This window comes from Bradyrhizobium sp. Bra78 (genome assembly GCF_024519855.1).
Classification (GTDB): domain Bacteria; phylum Pseudomonadota; class Alphaproteobacteria; order Rhizobiales; family Xanthobacteraceae; genus Bradyrhizobium; species Bradyrhizobium japonicum_G.
In genome coordinates, this window is the sequence record NZ_JALJRE010000022.1 from 72,933 (window position 1) to 89,681 (window position 16,749).

Sequence of the window (16,749 nt, forward strand, 5' to 3'; positions counted from 1 at the left end):
AGCCAGTAATTTATAAATTTTATACTTTACTGTCGCTTTTTTACATATTATGGACTTGCCACTGTTCGCGCGTCTGGCGAGGAAGCCCAATGTCCGATTTTCCGGTGGCGGCCCTGCGCAGCGTCGAGATCACGACGCCGCACCCTACAGCTTCGCTCGATTTCTACACTGGGGTCTGGGGTCTCGCCGTCGCGGCGGAAGCGGACGGCACGGTCTACCTCGCGGCGACGGGCGGCGATTTCCACGTTCTCGAGCTCACGCCCGGCGAGACCACCTCGCTGCGGAAAGTCAGCTTCCGCACCCGGTCGCGCGAAGACCTGCACCGCCTGTTCGAACGCGCGCGGCGGGCTGGCTGTGAGGTGGTCAGTGTACCCGCGCCATCGCCGGTACCGTCGGGCGGCGAAAGTTTTATGGTTCGGGAGCCGCAAGGCTGCGCCATGGAGTTCGTCCATGGCGACCGCACCAGGGCGGCGCGCGTGGTGGCGGACCGGCCGGAGCGGCTCGCGCATGTCAACATCAACAGCGTCGATGTCGAAAAACTCTCGGCATTCTACCAGGAGACGCTCGGTTTCCGCCTGTCGGATCGGTCAAAACTGATGGCGTTCCTGTGCTGCAACAGCGACCACCACGCGGTCGTGCTCGCGGAAGCCCCTCGCAATGGCCTCAATCACATTGCCTTCCTGATGCCTGATCTGGAGTCGGTCATGCGCGGCTCCGGCCGCATGGTGGACCATGGCCATCCGATCGGTTGGGGCGTCGGCCGTCACGGCCCGGGCGATAATGTGTTCGCCTATTTCGTCGATCCGACCGGCGCGGTCATCGAATACACCGCCGAAGTCCTGCAGATCGACGACAGCTACGTCGCGAAAGGTCCAGACGATTGGGTCTGGCCGCCAGGACGAACGGATCAGTGGGGCATTGCCCCGCCCAAGTCCGACGCCTGCAAGACGGCACAGCTTGCCGTTCCCTTCACGACGGCGCGCGCATGACGGAAGCGGCCGCCACCGACCATGACGTGCTCGTCATCGGCTTCGGGCCGACCGGCGCCGTTGCCGCGGGCCAGCTCGGCCGCCTCGGTCATCGCACACTGGTGATCGACCGTCTCGCTGACGTCTATGACAAGCCGCGCGCGATTGCGCTCGATCACGAGATTTTTCGACAGTTCGACAATATGGGCCTCGCTGAGGCGATCGCACCCCATGTCGAGCCCTTCACCGCGTCGGAGCATTTTGGCGTCGACGGCCGGCTGATCCGCCGCGTCGACATGGTCGCAAAGCCCTATCCACTCGGCTACACGCCGAGCATGGTGTTCAGCCAGCCCGCGGTCGAGGCCGAGCTGCGCCGCCGCGCGACAAGCTTTTCCAATGTGCGCGCCGAGCTTGGCGTCGAGCTGATTGATCTCGTTCAAACCTCCGATCGCGTCGAAGCAAAGTTGAAGGAAACCAACGGAAAGCGCCGTTCCGTGACCGCGCGCTATGTGCTTGGCTGCGACGGCGCCTCGAGCACGGTGCGCGAGATCGCAGGGCTTGGGCTCGAGGATCTCATCTTCGACGAACCCTGGCTCGTGGTCGACGTGCGCGTGAACGAGAGCGCGCTGCACAAATTGCCGCTATGCTCCGCCCAATTCTGCAATCCGGCGCGCCCCGTTAGCTTCCTGATTGGCCCGAAGAACCACCGCCGCTGGGAAATCATGCTGCTGCCGGGCGAGGACGCGCGGCAGATGGAGCGGCCGGAGAATGTCTGGAAGCTGCTCGCGCCCTGGCTCACCCCACAGGACGGCGAGTTGTGGCGGGCGGCCTCCTATCGTTTCCACGCCCTCGTTGCAGACGTCTGGCGCAACGGCAGAATCCTGATCGCCGGCGACGCCGCACATCAGCAGCCGCCCTTCATCGGCCAGGGCATGTGCCAGGGCGTGCGCGATGCCACTAACCTCGTCTGGAAGCTGGATCGGGTGCTCAGGGGCGTGTCTTCCGACAGGCTGCTCGACAGCTACACGGTGGAACGCAAAGCCCACGTGATCGAGCTGACCGGCAAGATTAAGGCGATCGGCCAGTCGATCTGCGAACGCGATCCCGTCGCGGCGCGGCGGCGTGATGCGCGCATTCTGGCCGAAGGCGGCGGCAAGCCGCTCCAGATCACGCGGCAAGAGATCATTCCGCCGCTGCGCGCGGGCGTTCTTGCCAATCACGAAGGGCCGGCACGTGGCAGTCTGTTTCCACAGCCGCGCATCGCAAGCGCCGGCACGGTCCGCCTGCTCGATGAGGTGACGGGACCAGGCTTGCGCGCGTTCATCGACGGCCGCCGCTCCGACGCCGCCGACCTCCTGGCTCTCTGCACCGCGCGCCCGTACCTGTTTGCAGCGGCCGTCGCACCCGCCGGCTCCGGCGCACCCGATGTGCTCCAGGAGACCGAGGGCGTGCTCGCGAGCTGGTTCGACCGTCACGATGCCATCGCCACGATCGTGCGGCCCGATCATTACGTTTTCGGCACGGCGCGCACCGCCGCCGAACTCGGCGATCTCCTGCGCGAGATCGAGGCGCGTCTGCACGACGTCCCGGCCGGGCGAGACAGTCACAATTTTGATCCGACAATGGAGAGAACGCCGTGAAACTGGCAACTGTAGCGATCGACGGCCGCACCACCTGGGGCTTGGTCGAAGCCGAGACTTTTTTCGATGCCGGTGCTGGGCTCAAGGCGCGTTACGCCGACCTCAAGGCTGCCATCGGTTCGTCGCTGGCCGGCGTTGCGGATGCAAAATCCGCGGCGGCTGCCGTTCCGGTCTCCAAGGTCAAATGGCTGCCCGTCATCCCGAACCCGGACAAGATCCTGTGCGTGGGCCTGAACTACGAGACCCACCGCAAGGAAACCGGCCGGGCCGAGGTCGAGCATCCCACCATCTTTTCGCGCTATGCCAACAGCCAGACCGGACATTTGCAGCCGATCGTGCGGCCGCGCGTCTCTACCGACCTCGACTTCGAAGGCGAGCTTGCGGTCATCATCGGCAAGGCCGGCCGCTACATCTCCCGCGCCGACGCCATGAGCTACATCGCCGGCTATTCCTGCTACAATGACGGCAGCATCCGCGATTTCCAGCGTCACACCCATCAGTTCACGCCGGGCAAGAATTTTCCTGATACCGGCGCATTCGGGCCGTGGATGATGACGCCGGACGAGCTCGGTCCGCTTGGCGAGCTCAAGCTGGAGACCCGCCTGAACGGACAGGTCATGCAGGAGGCGCGGATCAAGCAGATGATCTTCGATATCCCGCGCCAGATCGAATACTGCTCCACGTTTACGCGGCTTGAGCCCGGCGACGTCATCGTCAGCGGAACGCCGGGGGGCGTCGGTGCGCGGCGCGAGCCGCCGCTCTGGATGAAGCCCGGCGATGTCGTCGAGATCGAGGTCGAACGCCTCGGCGTGCTGCGGAATGTCGTCGCAGACGAAGCCTGATCGAAAGCCCGCCGCCGGCGACGGCGTGCGGGGCGCTACCGACCAATAAAAGCCCGCAAAGCGGGATCTCCAGGGAGGAACATCATGTCCGGACTATCCCGTCGTCTGCTGCTTGCCGGCGCTGTGCTTTGCTTTTCCCTTCCGGTCTTCGCGCAGTCGTGGCCGGAGAGGCCCGTGACAATCGTTGTGCCGCAGCCGGCGGGCAACAGCCCGGACGTGATGTGCCGCGTCATCACGGAAAAGCTCTCGCGGACCCTCGGACAGCAGTTCATCGTCGAGAATCGTGCGGGTGCCGCAAACCTTGTCGGCACGCAGTCGGTCGCCCGCGCAGCTCCGGACGGCTATACATTCCTGTTTGCTACATCCGCCGCGCTCGTGACCAACCCCTACACCTTCAAGAAGCTCCCCTACGATCCCGTGAAGGATTTCGTGCCGGTTGCCATGGCGGCCAGAAGTAATCACGTCCTTCTCGTCAATCCCGAGCTGAAGGCCAATACGCTGCCGGAATTGATCAAGCTGGAGAAATCGGCGCCTGGTTCGTTGAGCCTGGCCGTCGACGGGGCACGCAACCTTTCGGGTCTGATTGCCCAAGCCATCAACAAGAGCGCCGGAACCAGCTTTGTCCTCATCCCCTACAACACGACCACGAATGCGGTCCAGGACGCCATCACGGGCCGTGTCCAGGTAACAATCCAATCGGCGTCCATCGCCGAGGCCTTCATCAAGGCAGGTACGCTTCGACCGGTTGCCGTTGCCGGAGCCAAACGGATCGACTCCCTGCCGGACGTTCCTGCGATCGCGGAGGCGCTGCAAAGCGTCGATCTCCAGGGCTGGTTCATGTTCATGGCGCCGGTTGGCACGCCCGCCGACATCGTTGAAAAGCTGAGCGCCGAGATTGCGCGTGCTCTGGAATCGCCTGACGTGCGCGAGCGAGCTCCCACCCTCGGCTTCGACGTCCGTATTGGTGATGCTGTGACGCCTGGGGGCGCAAAGCGTTTCCTCGAAGACCAGCTCGCCTCTTCCGGCAAGATCATTCAGGGGCTTGGCATCGAACCTGAATAGCGACCCGCGCAGCGGGGAGCGTCCTTCCGCATTTTTGCATCGTCAACTCTCGGCTCCACTGCTTCCCATATCGCCCGTGACCGGCCATTGTGCGGCCGCAACAACCATCTCGGGGGGCAGCTTCATGTCGGACAAGGTCTCGCGTCGCCAGTTTGCCAAGCTGGCGGGATTGTCCGTGGCCGGAGTCGCAAATTCCGTGGAAGGCGCTGACGCGAAGCCGGCCGCAGCGCCACGCGGCGGAAACGGCTTTCCGGCGGGCTTCGTCTGGGGCACGGCGACTTCGTCCTATCAGGTCGAGGGCGCGGTCAACGAGGACGGGCGAGGGGCCTCGATCTGGGACAGCTTCGTCCGCATCCCCGGCAAGATCGAGGACGGCACCACTGGCGACCGCGCCAACGAGCACTATCACCGCTACAAGGAGGACGTCGCGCTCATCAAGGCGCTCGGCTGCAAGGCCTATCGCTTCTCGGTCGCCTGGCCGCGGCTGTTTCCGGACGGCGATGGCAAGCCCAACCCGAAGGGGCTCGACTTCTACAACCGGCTCGTCGACGAGCTCCTGAAGAACGGCATCGAGCCGTGGCTGACGCTCTATCACTGGGACCTGCCGCAATCGCTGCAGGATCGCTTCGGCGGTTGGCGCTCGACGGAAACCTGCAAGATCTTCGGCGACTACGCCGCCTATGTCGCCAAGCATCTGACCGACCGCGTCAAGAACGTGTTCACGCTGAACGAGAGCGGCCGCTTCGTCTATTTCGGCTACGGCATCGGCATCGACGCGCCGGGCTTGACGCTGCCGCAGGCCGAGGTCAACCAGATCAGGCACAACAGCGCGCTGGCGCACGGGCTCGCGGTGCAGGCGGTGCGCGCCCACGGCCGGCGCAGCACCCGCGTCGGGCCGGCCGAGAACATAGATGCCTGCGCGCCCGCGATCGACACGCCGGAGAATGTCCGCGCCGCCGAGATCGCGCTGCGCGAGCTGAACGCCGGCTATCTCAACGTCATCATGACGGGCGAGTACACCGACGCCTTTCTGAAATTCGCCGGGCGTGACGCGCCGAAATACACCGATGCGGAGCTGAAGATCATCTCCTCGCCGGTCGATTTCCTCGGCCTCAACATCTACGCGCCGCAGCACTACGTGGTGGCCTCCGACCAGGGCGCCGGCTTCATGCCGCTGCCGATCCCGAAATCGTTCCCGCACATGAACTCGGACTGGCTGCGCGTCGGGCCCGAGACGATCTACTGGGTGCCGAAGCTGGCGGCAAGGATCTGGAAGGCGGATGCGATCTATATCAGCGAGAACGGCACCTCCGGCGAGGATGTCGTCACGCCCGACGGCAAGATCTACGACACTGACCGCATCATGTATCTGCGCAACTACCTCGCCCAGCTCCAGCGCGCCGCCGCCGAGGGCGTGCCGGTGCGCGGCTACTTCCTCTGGAGCCTGATGGACAATTTCGAATGGGTGTTCGGGCTCAACAAGCGCTTCGGGCTCTATCACGTCAATTTCGACACCCAGGTCCGCACGCCCAAGCTCAGCGCCAGCTTCTATCGCAACGTGATCGCGAAGAACGCGGCGGGAGCGTAAGCGCGCAGTGCCCGATTTTACGCGCAGCGGAAAATCCGCCCTCAGTAGCATAAAAGCCGCGCATTGACTCCCCTCTCGCCCTGATTCAAAACCACATCAACACTCATTACAAGAGGACACGCCGATGGCTGACGCGCTGATCATCGATGCCTGCCGGACACCGCGCGGTGTCGGCAAGGCCGGCAAGGGAGCACTTTCCGGCATTCATCCGCAGCAGCTGGGCGCAACGGTGCTACGCGCGCTCGCCGAGCGCACCGGCATCAATACCGCCGATGTCGACGACATCGTCTGGGGCTGCAGCGCGCAGGTCGCCACGCAAAGCGGCGATCTCGGCCGCATGTCGGCGCTCGATGCCGGCTACGACGTGCGCGCCAGCGCAGTGACGCTCGACCGCTTCTGCGGCTCCGGCATCACCAGCGTCAACATGGCTGCAAGCTCGATCATGGCGGGCGCGGAAGACCTCGTCATCGCCGGCGGCTGCGAGATGATGTCGATGGAAGGACGCCGCGGCGGCGGTCCGATGATGATGGACGGCGGCAATCTGCGCCTGCGTGCGCGGCATCCGCAGTCGCACCAGGGCGTCTGCGCCGATGCGATCGCAACGCTCGAAGGCATCACGCGACCGGACGTCGATGCGCTCGGGCTCGAAAGCCAGAAGCGCGCCGCGCATGCGATGGCGAACGGCCACTTCAAGAAGAGCCTCGTGCCGGTGCATCGCGAGGACGGCAGCCTCGCGCTCGACCATGAGGAATATCCGCGGCCGCAGACCACGATGGAAGGGCTTTCCGCGCTGAAGCCGGCATTCCCCGCCATCGCCGACCATGCGCTCGACGACAAGGGCACGACCTATCGCGGCCTGATCCTGCAGAAGTACCCGGACCTCGAGATCGACTTCATGCATCACGCCGGCAACTCGTCCGGCGTCGTCGACGGCGCCGCTGCGATCCTGCTCGCTTCGCCCGCTTACGCCAGGGCGCACGGCCTCAAGCCGCGTGCCCGCGTCGTTGCGATGGCGAACATGGGGGACTCGCCGACCCTGATGCTGAACGCGCCGGTGCCGGCGACGCGCAAGGTGCTGGCCAAGGCGGGGCTGACCATCGACGACATCGACCTGTTCGAGATCAACGAGGCCTTTGCGGTGGTCGCGGAAAAATACATCCGCGACCTCAAGCTCGACCGCGCCAGGGTCAACGTCAATGGCGGCTCGATCGCGCTCGGCCATCCCATCGGCGCCACCGGCTCGATCCTGATCGGCACCGTGCTCGACGAACTCGAACGGCGCGACCTCAAGCGCGGGCTCGTCACCATGTGCGCTGCCGGCGGCATGGCGCCGGCGGTCATCATCGAGCGCGTCTAGCCTTCCTTCTTCGCCTCTCCCCGCTTGCGGGGAGAGGTCGGATTGCATCGTCAGATGCGATCCGGGTGAGGGGGACTCTCCGCAAGTCCAGCTCTCACGATGCGATCTAGCCTTATTTTTCAGGGTGAATCGCGCTCCTCCTCGTACAAAGAGGCCGGTCGTCGCTTGTCGAAAGCATCGAATCAGCTTTAGCAAGGCTGCGTGCGGGCCTTTGAAACAAGGTAAAATCCGCTGCCCGAGGCTCCTCCCGCTCAGGAAGTAGCTAAAAAGCAGGGTTTTTTGCCACAGGGGGCCAAAAAAGCCCGTAAAACCGCGACAAAACTGTGCAGAAGGCTCTAGGCCTTCGCCGGTTGGTCTAATATGCAACCGGCAACGAATCAGAGGAGACACGATGCCAGCCCAAATGTCCAAATCGCAGTTGATCGAAAAGATTGCGACCGCCACCGAGCTTTCCAAGCGCGACGTCAAGAGCGTCATGGAGACGCTGACCGACGTCGGCCACAAGGAGCTCAAGAAGAACGGCCTGTTCCTGGTGCCGGGCTTCGCCAAGTTCGTGGTCATCAAGAAGCCCGCGACCAAGGCGCGCAAGGGCACCAACCCGTTCACGGGTGAAGAGATGATGTTCAAGGCCAAGCCGGCCCGGAAGATCGTCCGCGCCCGCCCGGTCAAGGCTGCCAAGGACGCCGTGTCCTGATAAAGCAAAGGCCCCCTCGCAGGAGGGGGCCTTTTGTGTTCGATGACCCGCGAGGGCTGAAGCGGAGGGGCTCAGCCTTTGCGGCGCTTCACCCGGACCGGGATCGGCTGAAGCCGCGGCCCGGGTCCTGCGAGCCCATCGCGAACCCCGTCGATGGCGCGATCGAGCAGCCGGCGCAGCCGCTGCGTTGTCCGCGATTTCTTCGCTCTTTCCAGCAGTTTCTTCATCGCATTCACTCCGCCGCTTCGACCTTGGCTTCGGCCGGCTCGAGCGCTGCGGCGATGGCCTCGTCGACGCGCTCCAGCCAGATGAATTCGAGGTTGTCCCGCGCGCTCTTCGGGATGTCGTCATAGTCCCGCTTGTTGCGCGCCGGCAGCATCACCCGCTTCAATCCCGCGGCCGCCGCCGCCACCACCTTCTCCTTGATGCCGCCGACCGGCAGCACCAGGCCGCGCAGCGAGATCTCGCCGGTCATCGCGGTGTCGCTGCGCACCGTGCGATTGGTGAGCAGGGACGTCAGCGCAGTGAACATCGCAACGCCCGCGCTCGGCCCGTCCTTCGGGGTTGCGCCCGCCGGGACGTGAACGTGGATGTCGTTCTTCTCGAACAGCTGAGGATCGATCCCGAGCTGCGGGGCCTTGCTCTTCACCAGCGTCAGTGCGGCCTGCACGCTCTCGCGCATGACCTCGCCGAGCTGGCCGGTCAGGATCATACCGCCCCGGCCGGGCACGCGAGAGGCCTCGATGAACAGGATGTCGCCGCCGACCGGCGTCCAGGCAAGGCCGGTGGCCACGCCCGGAATGCTGGTGCGCTGCGCGATCTCGCCCTCGAAACGCGGCTGGCCGAGCACGGTGGCGATGTCCTTTGCCGTCACCACGACCTTTGCCGCCGTGCCTTCGGCGACCTGCACCGCGGCATGCCGGAACAGCTTGCCGATCTCGCGCTCGAGGTTACGCACGCCGGCCTCGCGGGTGTAGCCCTTGACCACCAGCTTCAGCGCCTCCGGCTCGATCTCGGCCTGGTCTGAAGTCAGGCCGTTGGCCTCGAGCTGCCGCCGCACCAGATAGCGTTTCGCGATCTCCCGCTTCTCGTCCTCGGTGTAGCCGGCGAGGCTGATCAGCTCCATGCGATCCAGCAGCGGGCCCGGGATTTGGTCCAGCATATTGGCGGTCGCAATGAAGACCACGCGCGACAGGTCGAACGGCACGCCCAGGTAATTGTCCCGGAACGTCCCGTTCTGCTCGGGGTCGAGCACCTCCAGCATCGCGGCGGAAGGGTCGCCCTGCACGCCGCGGCCCATCTTGTCGATCTCGTCCAGCATCATGACGCAGTTGCGGCTGCCGGCCTTCTTGATGCCCTGGATGATGTTGCCGGGCAGCGCGCCGATATAGGTGCGCCGGTGACCGCGGATCTCGGCTTCGTCATGCACGCCGCCGAGGCTGACGCGCACGAAGGGGCGATCCATCGCGCGTGCGATGGACTGGCCGAGCGAGGTCTTGCCGACGCCGGGCGGGCCGACGAAGCACAGGATCGGCGCCTTGCCCTGCGGAGCCAGCTTGCGCACCGCCAGATATTCGATGATCCGGCTCTTGATCTTCTCCAGGCCGAAATGGTCGGCATCCAGGATGCGGCGCGCTTCCTTGATGTCGATCGGCTTCTCCGCGGGCAGCGCCCAGGGCAGCTCGATCAGCCAGTCCAGATAGGTGCGGACCATGCCGGCTTCGCCGGCGGCCTCCGGCATGCGCTCGTAGCGGCGCAGCTCCTTCCTGGCATGCGCGTCCGCCTCCGGCGGCATGCCGGCCTTGGCGATGGCAGCCGTCAGCTCGGCGACCTCGGCCGCCTTGCCGTCGCCTTCGCCGAGCTGGCGCTGAATGGTCGCCATCTGCTCGCGCAGGATCGCCTCGCGCTGCCGCTCGTCGAACGAGGCGCGGGTCTTCTGGCCGATCTCGTTGCTGATGCGCAGCACCTCCAGCCGCTCGGCCAGATGCTTCGACACCTTCTCGACCCGCAAGGCGAGGTCGATGGTTTCCAGCACCTCCTGCTTGTCCTGCGGCTTGATGTCCATGAACGAGGTCGCCAGATCCGCAAGCGCGCCGGGCGCGGTGGTGCTCTGGAACATCGCGGCCAGCTCCGGCGGCGCCTGCGGCAGCAGCTCGATCGCCTCGATCGCCTGGCGCTGCAAATTCAGCGCACGCGCCTCGATCTCGGGCGAGCTCGTGGTCGGCTCCGGGATCTGTTGGATCCGCGCGGCCGGAAACGGCGTCCCCGGCAGGAAGTCGAGGATCCGCGCGCGCTGCACGCCCTGGCAGACGATGTGATGGGTGCCGTCGGGCGCGGTGATGTAGCGCACGATGTTGGCGATGGTCGCGACCCGGTAGAGGTCGTCCGGCCCCGGCTCTTCGGTCTCGGGGCTGCGCTGCAGCACGATGCCGACCGGCCGCTGCTCGCGCAGCGCCTGCTGCGCGGCGGCGACCGACTTTGGCCGGGCGATCGCAATCGGCGCGATGGCGCCGGGGAACAGCACCATCTCGCGCACGGGGATGATGATCAGTGCGTCTTCGGGGATCTTCACGTCGGACTCGGTGGAATTGCTCTGTGCGGTATTCATCTGTTCGGTGGCCATGATCGACCTCAGGATTTGGCGAGGCGCAGTGCGACGCAGCCGTCCATCACGAAGCGGCTGATGGCGTAGCGGCCAAGGGGCAATGCAATGCGGCGCTCAAAACGCCCCTGCGGCAGCTCGAGCCGGTGGATGCGGGCGTTGCGAAGCTCCGGCGGCAGCGTGCGCTGACCGGAGATGACGAGCACGCCGTCATGGATCGCCGTCTCGACATTGTCGGGATTGACGCCGGGAAGCGCGACCAGGATCAGGAGCTCATGCTCGGTCTCGAGTACGTCGATCGGCGGCTCCCAGCAGGCTTCCTGGCGGCCGAACTGCTGGCGCAGCCGTTCGGCGCGGGTCAGCGAGTCCAGGGCTTCGGACAGCATCCAGTCGAGGGGATTTTTGGGTTGCATGGCAAAAACTCGGGGGAAGGCGCTACGGTTGGAAAGCGGGGATATGGGGACGGTTCCCCGAAATTCCAGCATCGCGCGTCTGGAGCATGCCTGTCCCTCGAACCGGAGGAGACCCTTGCAGTCAGACGCCTTCGGCGCAGCGGAGATGTTCCGCGGCGCCGAAGGCAACAATTGGGCGCGGCGCGTTCAGGCGGCGGCGCGGTAGTCCTCTTCCGCTTCGAGATTGATGACGGAGATGGCGAGCTCGGTCAGCGAGTGGTCGGTCGCCTCTTCCTCGTCCAGCGTCGCCTGGAGCAGCCTGGCGGCGTCCGGCATGCCGAGCTCCTCGGCCCAGGTGCGCAGTGTGCCGTAGCGGGAGATCTCGTAGTGCTCGACGGCCTGGGCTGCGGCGAGCAGGCCGGCGTCGAGGGCAGGAGCGTTCTTGAAGTCCTTCATGATCTCGGCACCCTCGTCGGTGATGCCGTTGATCGCTTCGCAGGGCTTGCCGCGGGCTGGCTTGCCCAGCATCTTGAAAATCTGGTCCAGCCGTTTGACCTGGCCCTGCGTCTCCCGCAGATGCTTGGTGAAGGCTGCGGAGAGCTGCTTGGAGTGAGCCGCCTTCGCCATCTTCGGCAACGTTTTGATGATCTTGTTCTCGGCGTAATAGATGTCCTTCAGCGTCTCCAGGAACAGGTCGCTCAGCATCTTCGGCGCCTGACGCGGGCGGCGCGCCGCGGTCTTTTTCGCGTTCGCACGTTTCTTTGCTTGCTTAGCCATAAATCCTCCTCTTGAGGGGCACGGGAAGGCGCTCCCGTCCTCAATCCTCGCGCGACCAAGCCTCTGCGGAGGCAAATGTTCCTCGCGAAGGCCGAGTCGAGCCGTTATGGATTGCGGCTGCACCTCGCGTGAGACCCATCCGCATGCTCGATTTCGCCCTGTCGGCCTTCGTGACCCTGCTGCTCGTGGTCGATCCCGTCGGCCTTGCGCCGGCCTTCCTCGCCGCGACCGGAGGCATGCCCGACAAGATCAAACGCACGATCGCGCTGCGCGCGCCGCTGATCGCGGCGTCGATCCTGGTGGTGATCGCGCTGATCGGAAACTGGCTGCTGCGCCAGCTCGGGATCGGCATCCCCGCCTTCCAGATCGCCGGCGGCTTGCTGCTGTTCGGCGTGTCCTACCAGATGATCTTCGGCGACCGTCCGCATCGCGAGGCCCGCGAGGCCGACAAGGCAAGCTCGGAGCATGCCTCCGATGTCGCAGTGTTCCCTCTGGCCATTCCCATGATGGCGGGTCCCGGCGCGATCGCAACCACGCTGCTGCTGACAGGCGACGCCGGCTACGGGCCGAGGCTCGCGATCATCATCGCGGTCGTGCTCTCCGTGTGCCTGCTCTGCATGCTCTGCTTTGTCTCAGCTCACCTGATCGCGCGCACCCTCGGACGTACCGGCAACGCCGTCCTTTCGCGCGTGCTCGGCATGCTGCTCGCGGCCTATTCGGTGCAGTTCGTGATCAACGGGATCGCGGCCGTCCGGGCAAGCTTGCCGTAGGGCCGCGACAATCTGCTAATGCGTTGATTTTCATCATTATTTCATGATGCTTCGAGGCGGCTGGCGCGATCGCGGGCGATCCGGTCCGCTTTCGCTTGCGCTGCCACATTGCTTTGACGTACTTCCCGTCCCACAAACGCCCATCGCCAAGAAGTCGAGATGAAATCGAGATGTCGGTGACAGCGGACGAACTCGTCAAGAGACAGGCCATCATCGACGCCTGCCGCCGCATGAACGCGCTCGGCATCAACCAGGGCACCTCGGGCAATATCAGTGTCCGGCATGCGGGCGGGCTTCTGGTCACCCCCACCAGCGTGCCCTATGAGGCCATGACGCCGGACCAGATCGTGCTGATGACGATGGACGGCTCGCACGCGCCCGATCAGAAGCCGTCCAGCGAGTGGCGCTTCCACCTCGACATCCTCAAGGCCCGGCCCGACGTCAACGCGGTCGTCCACGCCCATCCGACCTACTGCACCATCCTGGCGATCATGGGCCTGGAGATTCCGCCCGTGCACTACATGATCGCAGCCGCCGGCGGAGACAGCATCCGCTGCGCGCCCTATGCCACCTTCGGAACGGTGGAGCTGTCCGACCATGCGGTGCGGGCGTTGGAGGGACGGCTCGCCTGCCTGCTCGACCATCACGGCATGATCGCGATCGGCAAGTCGCTGGACAAGGCGATGTGGCTCGCCGTCGAGGTCGAGACGCTGGCGCGGCAATATCACGGCTGTCTCCAGATCGGAGAGCCGCCGCTGCTGTCGAGCGCCGAGATCGAGCGGGTCCGCCAGCGCATGTCCGGTTACGGCATGTCGGAAGGATAGGGCGGCAGCAGGTGTTCATGCGGATCAGACATCTCGTCGATCGCAAGGGGACGAACCGCACCATGGTTCGGCTGCGGGCGCTGCTGCGCAGCAACGAATTCTATCTGATCCCGCTCGCCCTCGTGATCGGCACGCTTGCCGGCGCGATCGTGACCCTGATGGCCGAGATCGCGCAGATCGCGCACGTGGTGATCTATGGCATTCCCATCGACGTCCGCCTGTCCGCCAATACGCGCATCAGCCCCTGGGCCGCGCTGCTCGCTCCCGCGCTGGGCGGCCTGGCGCTCGGCATCATGGAGTGGTGGCGGCGACGGCTGAAGATTTCCAGCGCGGTCGATCCGATCGAGGCGAACGCGCTGCGTGGCGGCAATCTGTCGATGCGCGACAGCGTGGTGGTGTCCAGCCAGACGCTGATCTCGAACGGCTGCGGCGCCTCCGTCGGCCTCGAGGCCGGCTATACCCAGATCGGCTCGGGCATCGCCTCGCTGCTCGGCAAGTTCTTCAATCTTCGCCGCAACGATCTTCGCCTGATCGTCGGCTGCGGCGCCGCCGCGGCGATCGCGGCGGCCTTCGGAGCACCGATCACAGGGGCCTTCTACGCCTGCGAGCTGATCGTCGGCGTCTATTCGGTCGGCAGCGCCGCGCCGATCCTGGCCGCCTCGCTCGCCGGCGCCTTGACCGCGCAATGGCTCGGCGGTGCGCCCTACTCGCTCGAAATACCCAAGGTCAGCGCCGTCGGCGTCGAGCAATATCTGGCGCTGATCGGGCTCGCGCTCGTCACCAGCGGCGTCGGCATTGCGGTGATGCGCTCGTCATCGATGTTCGAACGCCTGTTCGCCTGGCTGCCGGTGTGGCTGCGCCCGGTGATCGGCGGGCTCGTCGTCGGCGGCTTTGCGCTTCTCACGCCGCAGGTGCTGGCGGCCGGCCACGGCGCGATGGTGCTCGATCTGTTTCACGACATGACGATCGGCCTGATCGCGCTGATCATCGCCTTGAAGGTGACGGCCTGCCTGATCTCGCTCGCTTCGGGCTTCCGCGGCGGGCTGTTCTTTGCCTCGCTGTTCGTCGGGAGCCTGATCGGAAAGTTCTTTGCAGCGGTGCTGTTGCTGGTCAGCCCGAACTTCGTGATCGATCCGCTGGTCGCGATGCTGACGGGGATGGCGACGCTCGGCGTCGCCATCGTCGGCGGTCCCCTGACCATGTCGTTCCTCGTGCTCGAGATGACCCGCAACGTCGACGTCACCGCCGTGGTGCTGGCCGGCTGCATCGTTACCTCGATCTGCGTTCGCTTCATGTTCGGACACTCGTTCTCGACCTGGCGTCTGCACCTGCGCGGCGAGACCATCCGCAGCGCCAACGACGTCGGCTGGCTGCGCAACCTCACCGTCGAGCGGCTGATGCGCTCCGACGTCGGCAAGGTACCGTCGACGACGACGATCGCCGCGGTGCGCCGCGAATTCGCGCTGGGCTCGCGGCCCGGAATCGTCATCGTCAACAATGCGGACGAATATGTCGGGCTCGTCCTGCTGCCCGATCTGTTCTCCGGCGATCTCGACAGCATCGCCGACGAAATCCAGGTGATCGAACTCGCGCGCCTGACCGAGATCGTGCTGATCCCGGAAATGAACGTGAAGTCGGCGATGGCGGTGTTCGACGAGGCGGAAGCCGAGATGCTGGCGGTGGTCGATTCCACCGACAGCCGCAAGGTGGTCGGCTTCCTTACCGAGACTTTCGCCCGCCGCCGCTATGTCGAGGAGATCGACAAGGCGACGCGCGGCGTGCTCGGCGCGCTGTCGTAAGTGACGCGCCGGCCGGCGAGGTCGGCCTTGCCAGCCGCCGCAATCTGCGCCGGCTATCGGCCTGGTTGAGATGGGGAGGCGACGAGGCAAGCCACGATCCGGCGGACCAATGGCAGCACCATCAGCAGCGTCGGAAAGGCGACCAGCCATGACAGCGCCCAGGCGCCTGGCCAGGTTGCGAGGAACGCCGGCGTAGCGCCGAGGCTCCGAAGCGTGGAAATGATCGACACGACGGCCGTCATGAGGATGGACAGCACGAATGGCATCACGATCGGCGCATAGCGCGCCGGCAGTTTGCGAACCGCAATCATCTGGTTTCTCTTGGGAAAAGGACGCGTCAGTCACGTTGAACCCTGCAAATGGCATCGATCCCGACGGCGTCGGTTGATGCGTTGGTTCACGTCAAACGCTTACGGCGACCGAAAACGGCGCGGCTGTTCATTATCCGCTCAGGTTGGATGGTTCAAGCTGCATCCGGTCGTTCGGTTTACAATCGTTCAAAGCGTGGCAGATTGCCGCGATCGCGAAACCATTTCAGTGGGTTGCGCGTTATGGTTCGTTTGCTTAGGTCACTTTTGGTGAGAACAGAGGACATTGAAATGAGTGATAGGACCGTAAGTTTGAGACTTGTCCGCAGCGCCTCGCTTGCCGCGCTCGCAGGCCTCGCCTTGTCTGCGGCTTCCGTTCCGCCTTCGTCTGCGGCGTCACCCGCGACGACAAAGGCGGCCGCAGCCCAGTCCTCATCGGACGCCACCGATTTCAGCGCCGCTCGCCGCCACCGCTATTATCGGCGAGGCCCGAACGCTGCAGGCCTCGCCTTCATGGGCGTGGCGGCAGGCTTGATCGGAGGTGCGATCGCGGAGAGCCAGCGCCGCGAATACTATGAAGACCACTACAATTATGGCCCGCGTCCTTACTACGGTAGTCCGGGATATTATGGCGGCGGTCCCTATTACGCTCCGCGTGGCTATTATCAGCCGTATTAGGCGCCTGTTCTCGTCGCGGTCTTGATCTCGCCAAGGGGCGGTGTTTTGCACCGCCCCTTGTTTCTTCCGCGCGGGCGTAGCGTTGCCGACCTGTGTCGCCTGCGCGTCAATCCTCTCTGAAAAAAAATATTCCACTTTATCGAAATTCGGTTTTGGCGTATGTGTCGGCCATCCCGGCTCATCCTTGAGGGGCGATCTTGTGGTCGTCATGTTCGCGAGCCGGGCTTGCGGTGGACGCGGCAGCGTCGGGCGCGAGGTCAAGGGCAGGGCGGATTGCTCTCCGTGAGCCCAAAAACTTCGTGCTGGACGAGCGGCGCTGTCAGGTTCGTCTCGTCTGTAAGTTTCCGGCTCCGTCGACAGATCTGGAAAAACTGCGGCGAAATGGCGGGCCGTGCGTACGGCAAAACCGTGTGGTCCTGGCCGTCGTTGCTACGGTCAAGCTCTTGCG

General features: G+C 64.9%; 16 protein-coding genes and 1 pseudogene. 11 read left to right on the forward strand and 6 right to left on the reverse strand.

The window, feature by feature from the left end; genetic code table 11:
• Positions 1-89: 89 nt before the first annotated feature.
• From OC450_RS32930 to OC450_RS32960, 7 genes are all read left to right on the forward strand, one after another.
• Complete coding sequence (locus tag OC450_RS32930) at positions 90-989, forward strand: VOC family protein (protein WP_211387099.1); 900 nt, start codon at positions 90-92, stop codon at positions 987-989.
• The gene (locus OC450_RS32935; RefSeq protein WP_262049407.1) at positions 986-2,608 is read left to right on the forward strand and encodes a bifunctional 3-(3-hydroxy-phenyl)propionate/3-hydroxycinnamic acid hydroxylase; all 1,623 of its coding nucleotides are present in this window, start codon (positions 986-988) and stop codon (positions 2,606-2,608) included. The genes OC450_RS32930 and OC450_RS32935 overlap by 4 nt, the downstream gene beginning before the upstream one ends.
• Positions 2,605-3,450, forward strand: coding sequence for a fumarylacetoacetate hydrolase family protein (locus OC450_RS32940; protein ID WP_211387101.1), 846 nt, complete (start codon positions 2,605-2,607; stop codon positions 3,448-3,450). Before OC450_RS32935 ends, OC450_RS32940 begins: the two co-directional genes overlap by 4 nt.
• 84 nt (positions 3,451-3,534) lie before the next feature.
• Positions 3,535-4,512 (forward strand): Bug family tripartite tricarboxylate transporter substrate binding protein, encoded by a 978-nt coding sequence (locus OC450_RS32945; protein ID WP_262049408.1) that lies wholly within the window; start codon positions 3,535-3,537, stop codon positions 4,510-4,512.
• Positions 4,513-4,636: 124 nt separating this feature from the next.
• Positions 4,637-6,100, forward strand: a complete 1,464-nt coding sequence (locus OC450_RS32950; protein ID WP_211387103.1) for a GH1 family beta-glucosidase — start codon at positions 4,637-4,639, stop codon at positions 6,098-6,100.
• Between the two features lie 124 nt (positions 6,101-6,224).
• A complete protein-coding gene (locus tag OC450_RS32955; protein ID WP_211387104.1) occupies positions 6,225-7,457 on the forward strand; it encodes an acetyl-CoA C-acetyltransferase in 1,233 nt (410 codons plus the stop codon).
• Between the two features lie 391 nt (positions 7,458-7,848).
• Positions 7,849-8,151: an HU family DNA-binding protein gene (locus tag OC450_RS32960; protein WP_200512102.1), complete on the forward strand. Its 303-nt coding sequence runs from the start codon at positions 7,849-7,851 to the stop codon at positions 8,149-8,151.
• 71 nt (positions 8,152-8,222) lie between these two features.
• On the opposite strand, the gene OC450_RS32965 is transcribed toward OC450_RS32960, so the two are convergent.
• From OC450_RS32965 to OC450_RS32980, 4 genes are all read right to left on the reverse strand, one after another.
• Positions 8,223-8,378, reverse strand: a complete 156-nt coding sequence (locus tag OC450_RS32965) for a hypothetical protein (protein ID WP_211387105.1) — start codon at positions 8,376-8,378, stop codon at positions 8,223-8,225.
• 5 nt (positions 8,379-8,383) lie between these two features.
• Positions 8,384-10,774 (reverse strand): endopeptidase La, encoded by a 2,391-nt coding sequence (gene lon / locus OC450_RS32970; RefSeq protein WP_211387106.1) that lies wholly within the window; start codon positions 10,772-10,774, stop codon positions 8,384-8,386.
• Positions 10,775-10,782: 8 nt separating this feature from the next.
• A complete protein-coding gene (locus OC450_RS32975) occupies positions 10,783-11,166 on the reverse strand; it encodes an Hsp20/alpha crystallin family protein (RefSeq protein WP_211387107.1) in 384 nt (127 codons plus the stop codon).
• 186 nt (positions 11,167-11,352) lie between these two features.
• Complete coding sequence (locus OC450_RS32980) at positions 11,353-11,922, reverse strand: ferritin-like domain-containing protein (RefSeq protein ID WP_256809224.1); 570 nt, start codon at positions 11,920-11,922, stop codon at positions 11,353-11,355.
• Positions 11,923-12,065: 143 nt separating this feature from the next.
• Between OC450_RS32980 and OC450_RS32985 the strand changes: the two genes are divergently transcribed.
• The 3 genes from OC450_RS32985 (at position 12,066) to OC450_RS32995 (ending at position 15,315) form a co-directional block, all read left to right on the forward strand.
• On the forward strand, positions 12,066-12,692 hold the full coding sequence (locus OC450_RS32985; protein WP_211387109.1) for a MarC family protein: 627 nt from the start codon (positions 12,066-12,068) through the stop codon (positions 12,690-12,692).
• A gap of 170 nt (positions 12,693-12,862) precedes the next feature.
• On the forward strand, positions 12,863-13,516 hold the full coding sequence (locus OC450_RS32990) for a class II aldolase/adducin family protein (protein WP_211387111.1): 654 nt from the start codon (positions 12,863-12,865) through the stop codon (positions 13,514-13,516).
• 11 nt (positions 13,517-13,527) lie between these two features.
• Entirely contained in the window at positions 13,528-15,315 is a 1,788-nt protein-coding gene (locus OC450_RS32995) for a chloride channel protein (protein WP_211387112.1), read from the forward strand.
• 53 nt (positions 15,316-15,368) lie between these two features.
• Here the strand turns inward: OC450_RS32995 and OC450_RS33000 are convergent, their stop codons facing one another.
• Positions 15,369-15,626: a DUF2798 domain-containing protein gene (locus OC450_RS33000; protein ID WP_211387113.1), complete on the reverse strand. Its 258-nt coding sequence runs from the start codon at positions 15,624-15,626 to the stop codon at positions 15,369-15,371.
• A gap of 288 nt (positions 15,627-15,914) precedes the next feature.
• Between OC450_RS33000 and OC450_RS33005 the strand changes: the two genes are divergently transcribed.
• On the forward strand, positions 15,915-16,301 hold the full coding sequence (locus OC450_RS33005) for a hypothetical protein (RefSeq protein WP_262049409.1): 387 nt from the start codon (positions 15,915-15,917) through the stop codon (positions 16,299-16,301).
• Positions 16,302-16,558: 257 nt separating this feature from the next.
• Here OC450_RS33005 and OC450_RS33010 read toward each other — a convergent pair.
• Positions 16,559-16,749: pseudogene (locus OC450_RS33010) on the reverse strand (hypothetical protein); the annotation flags it as partial.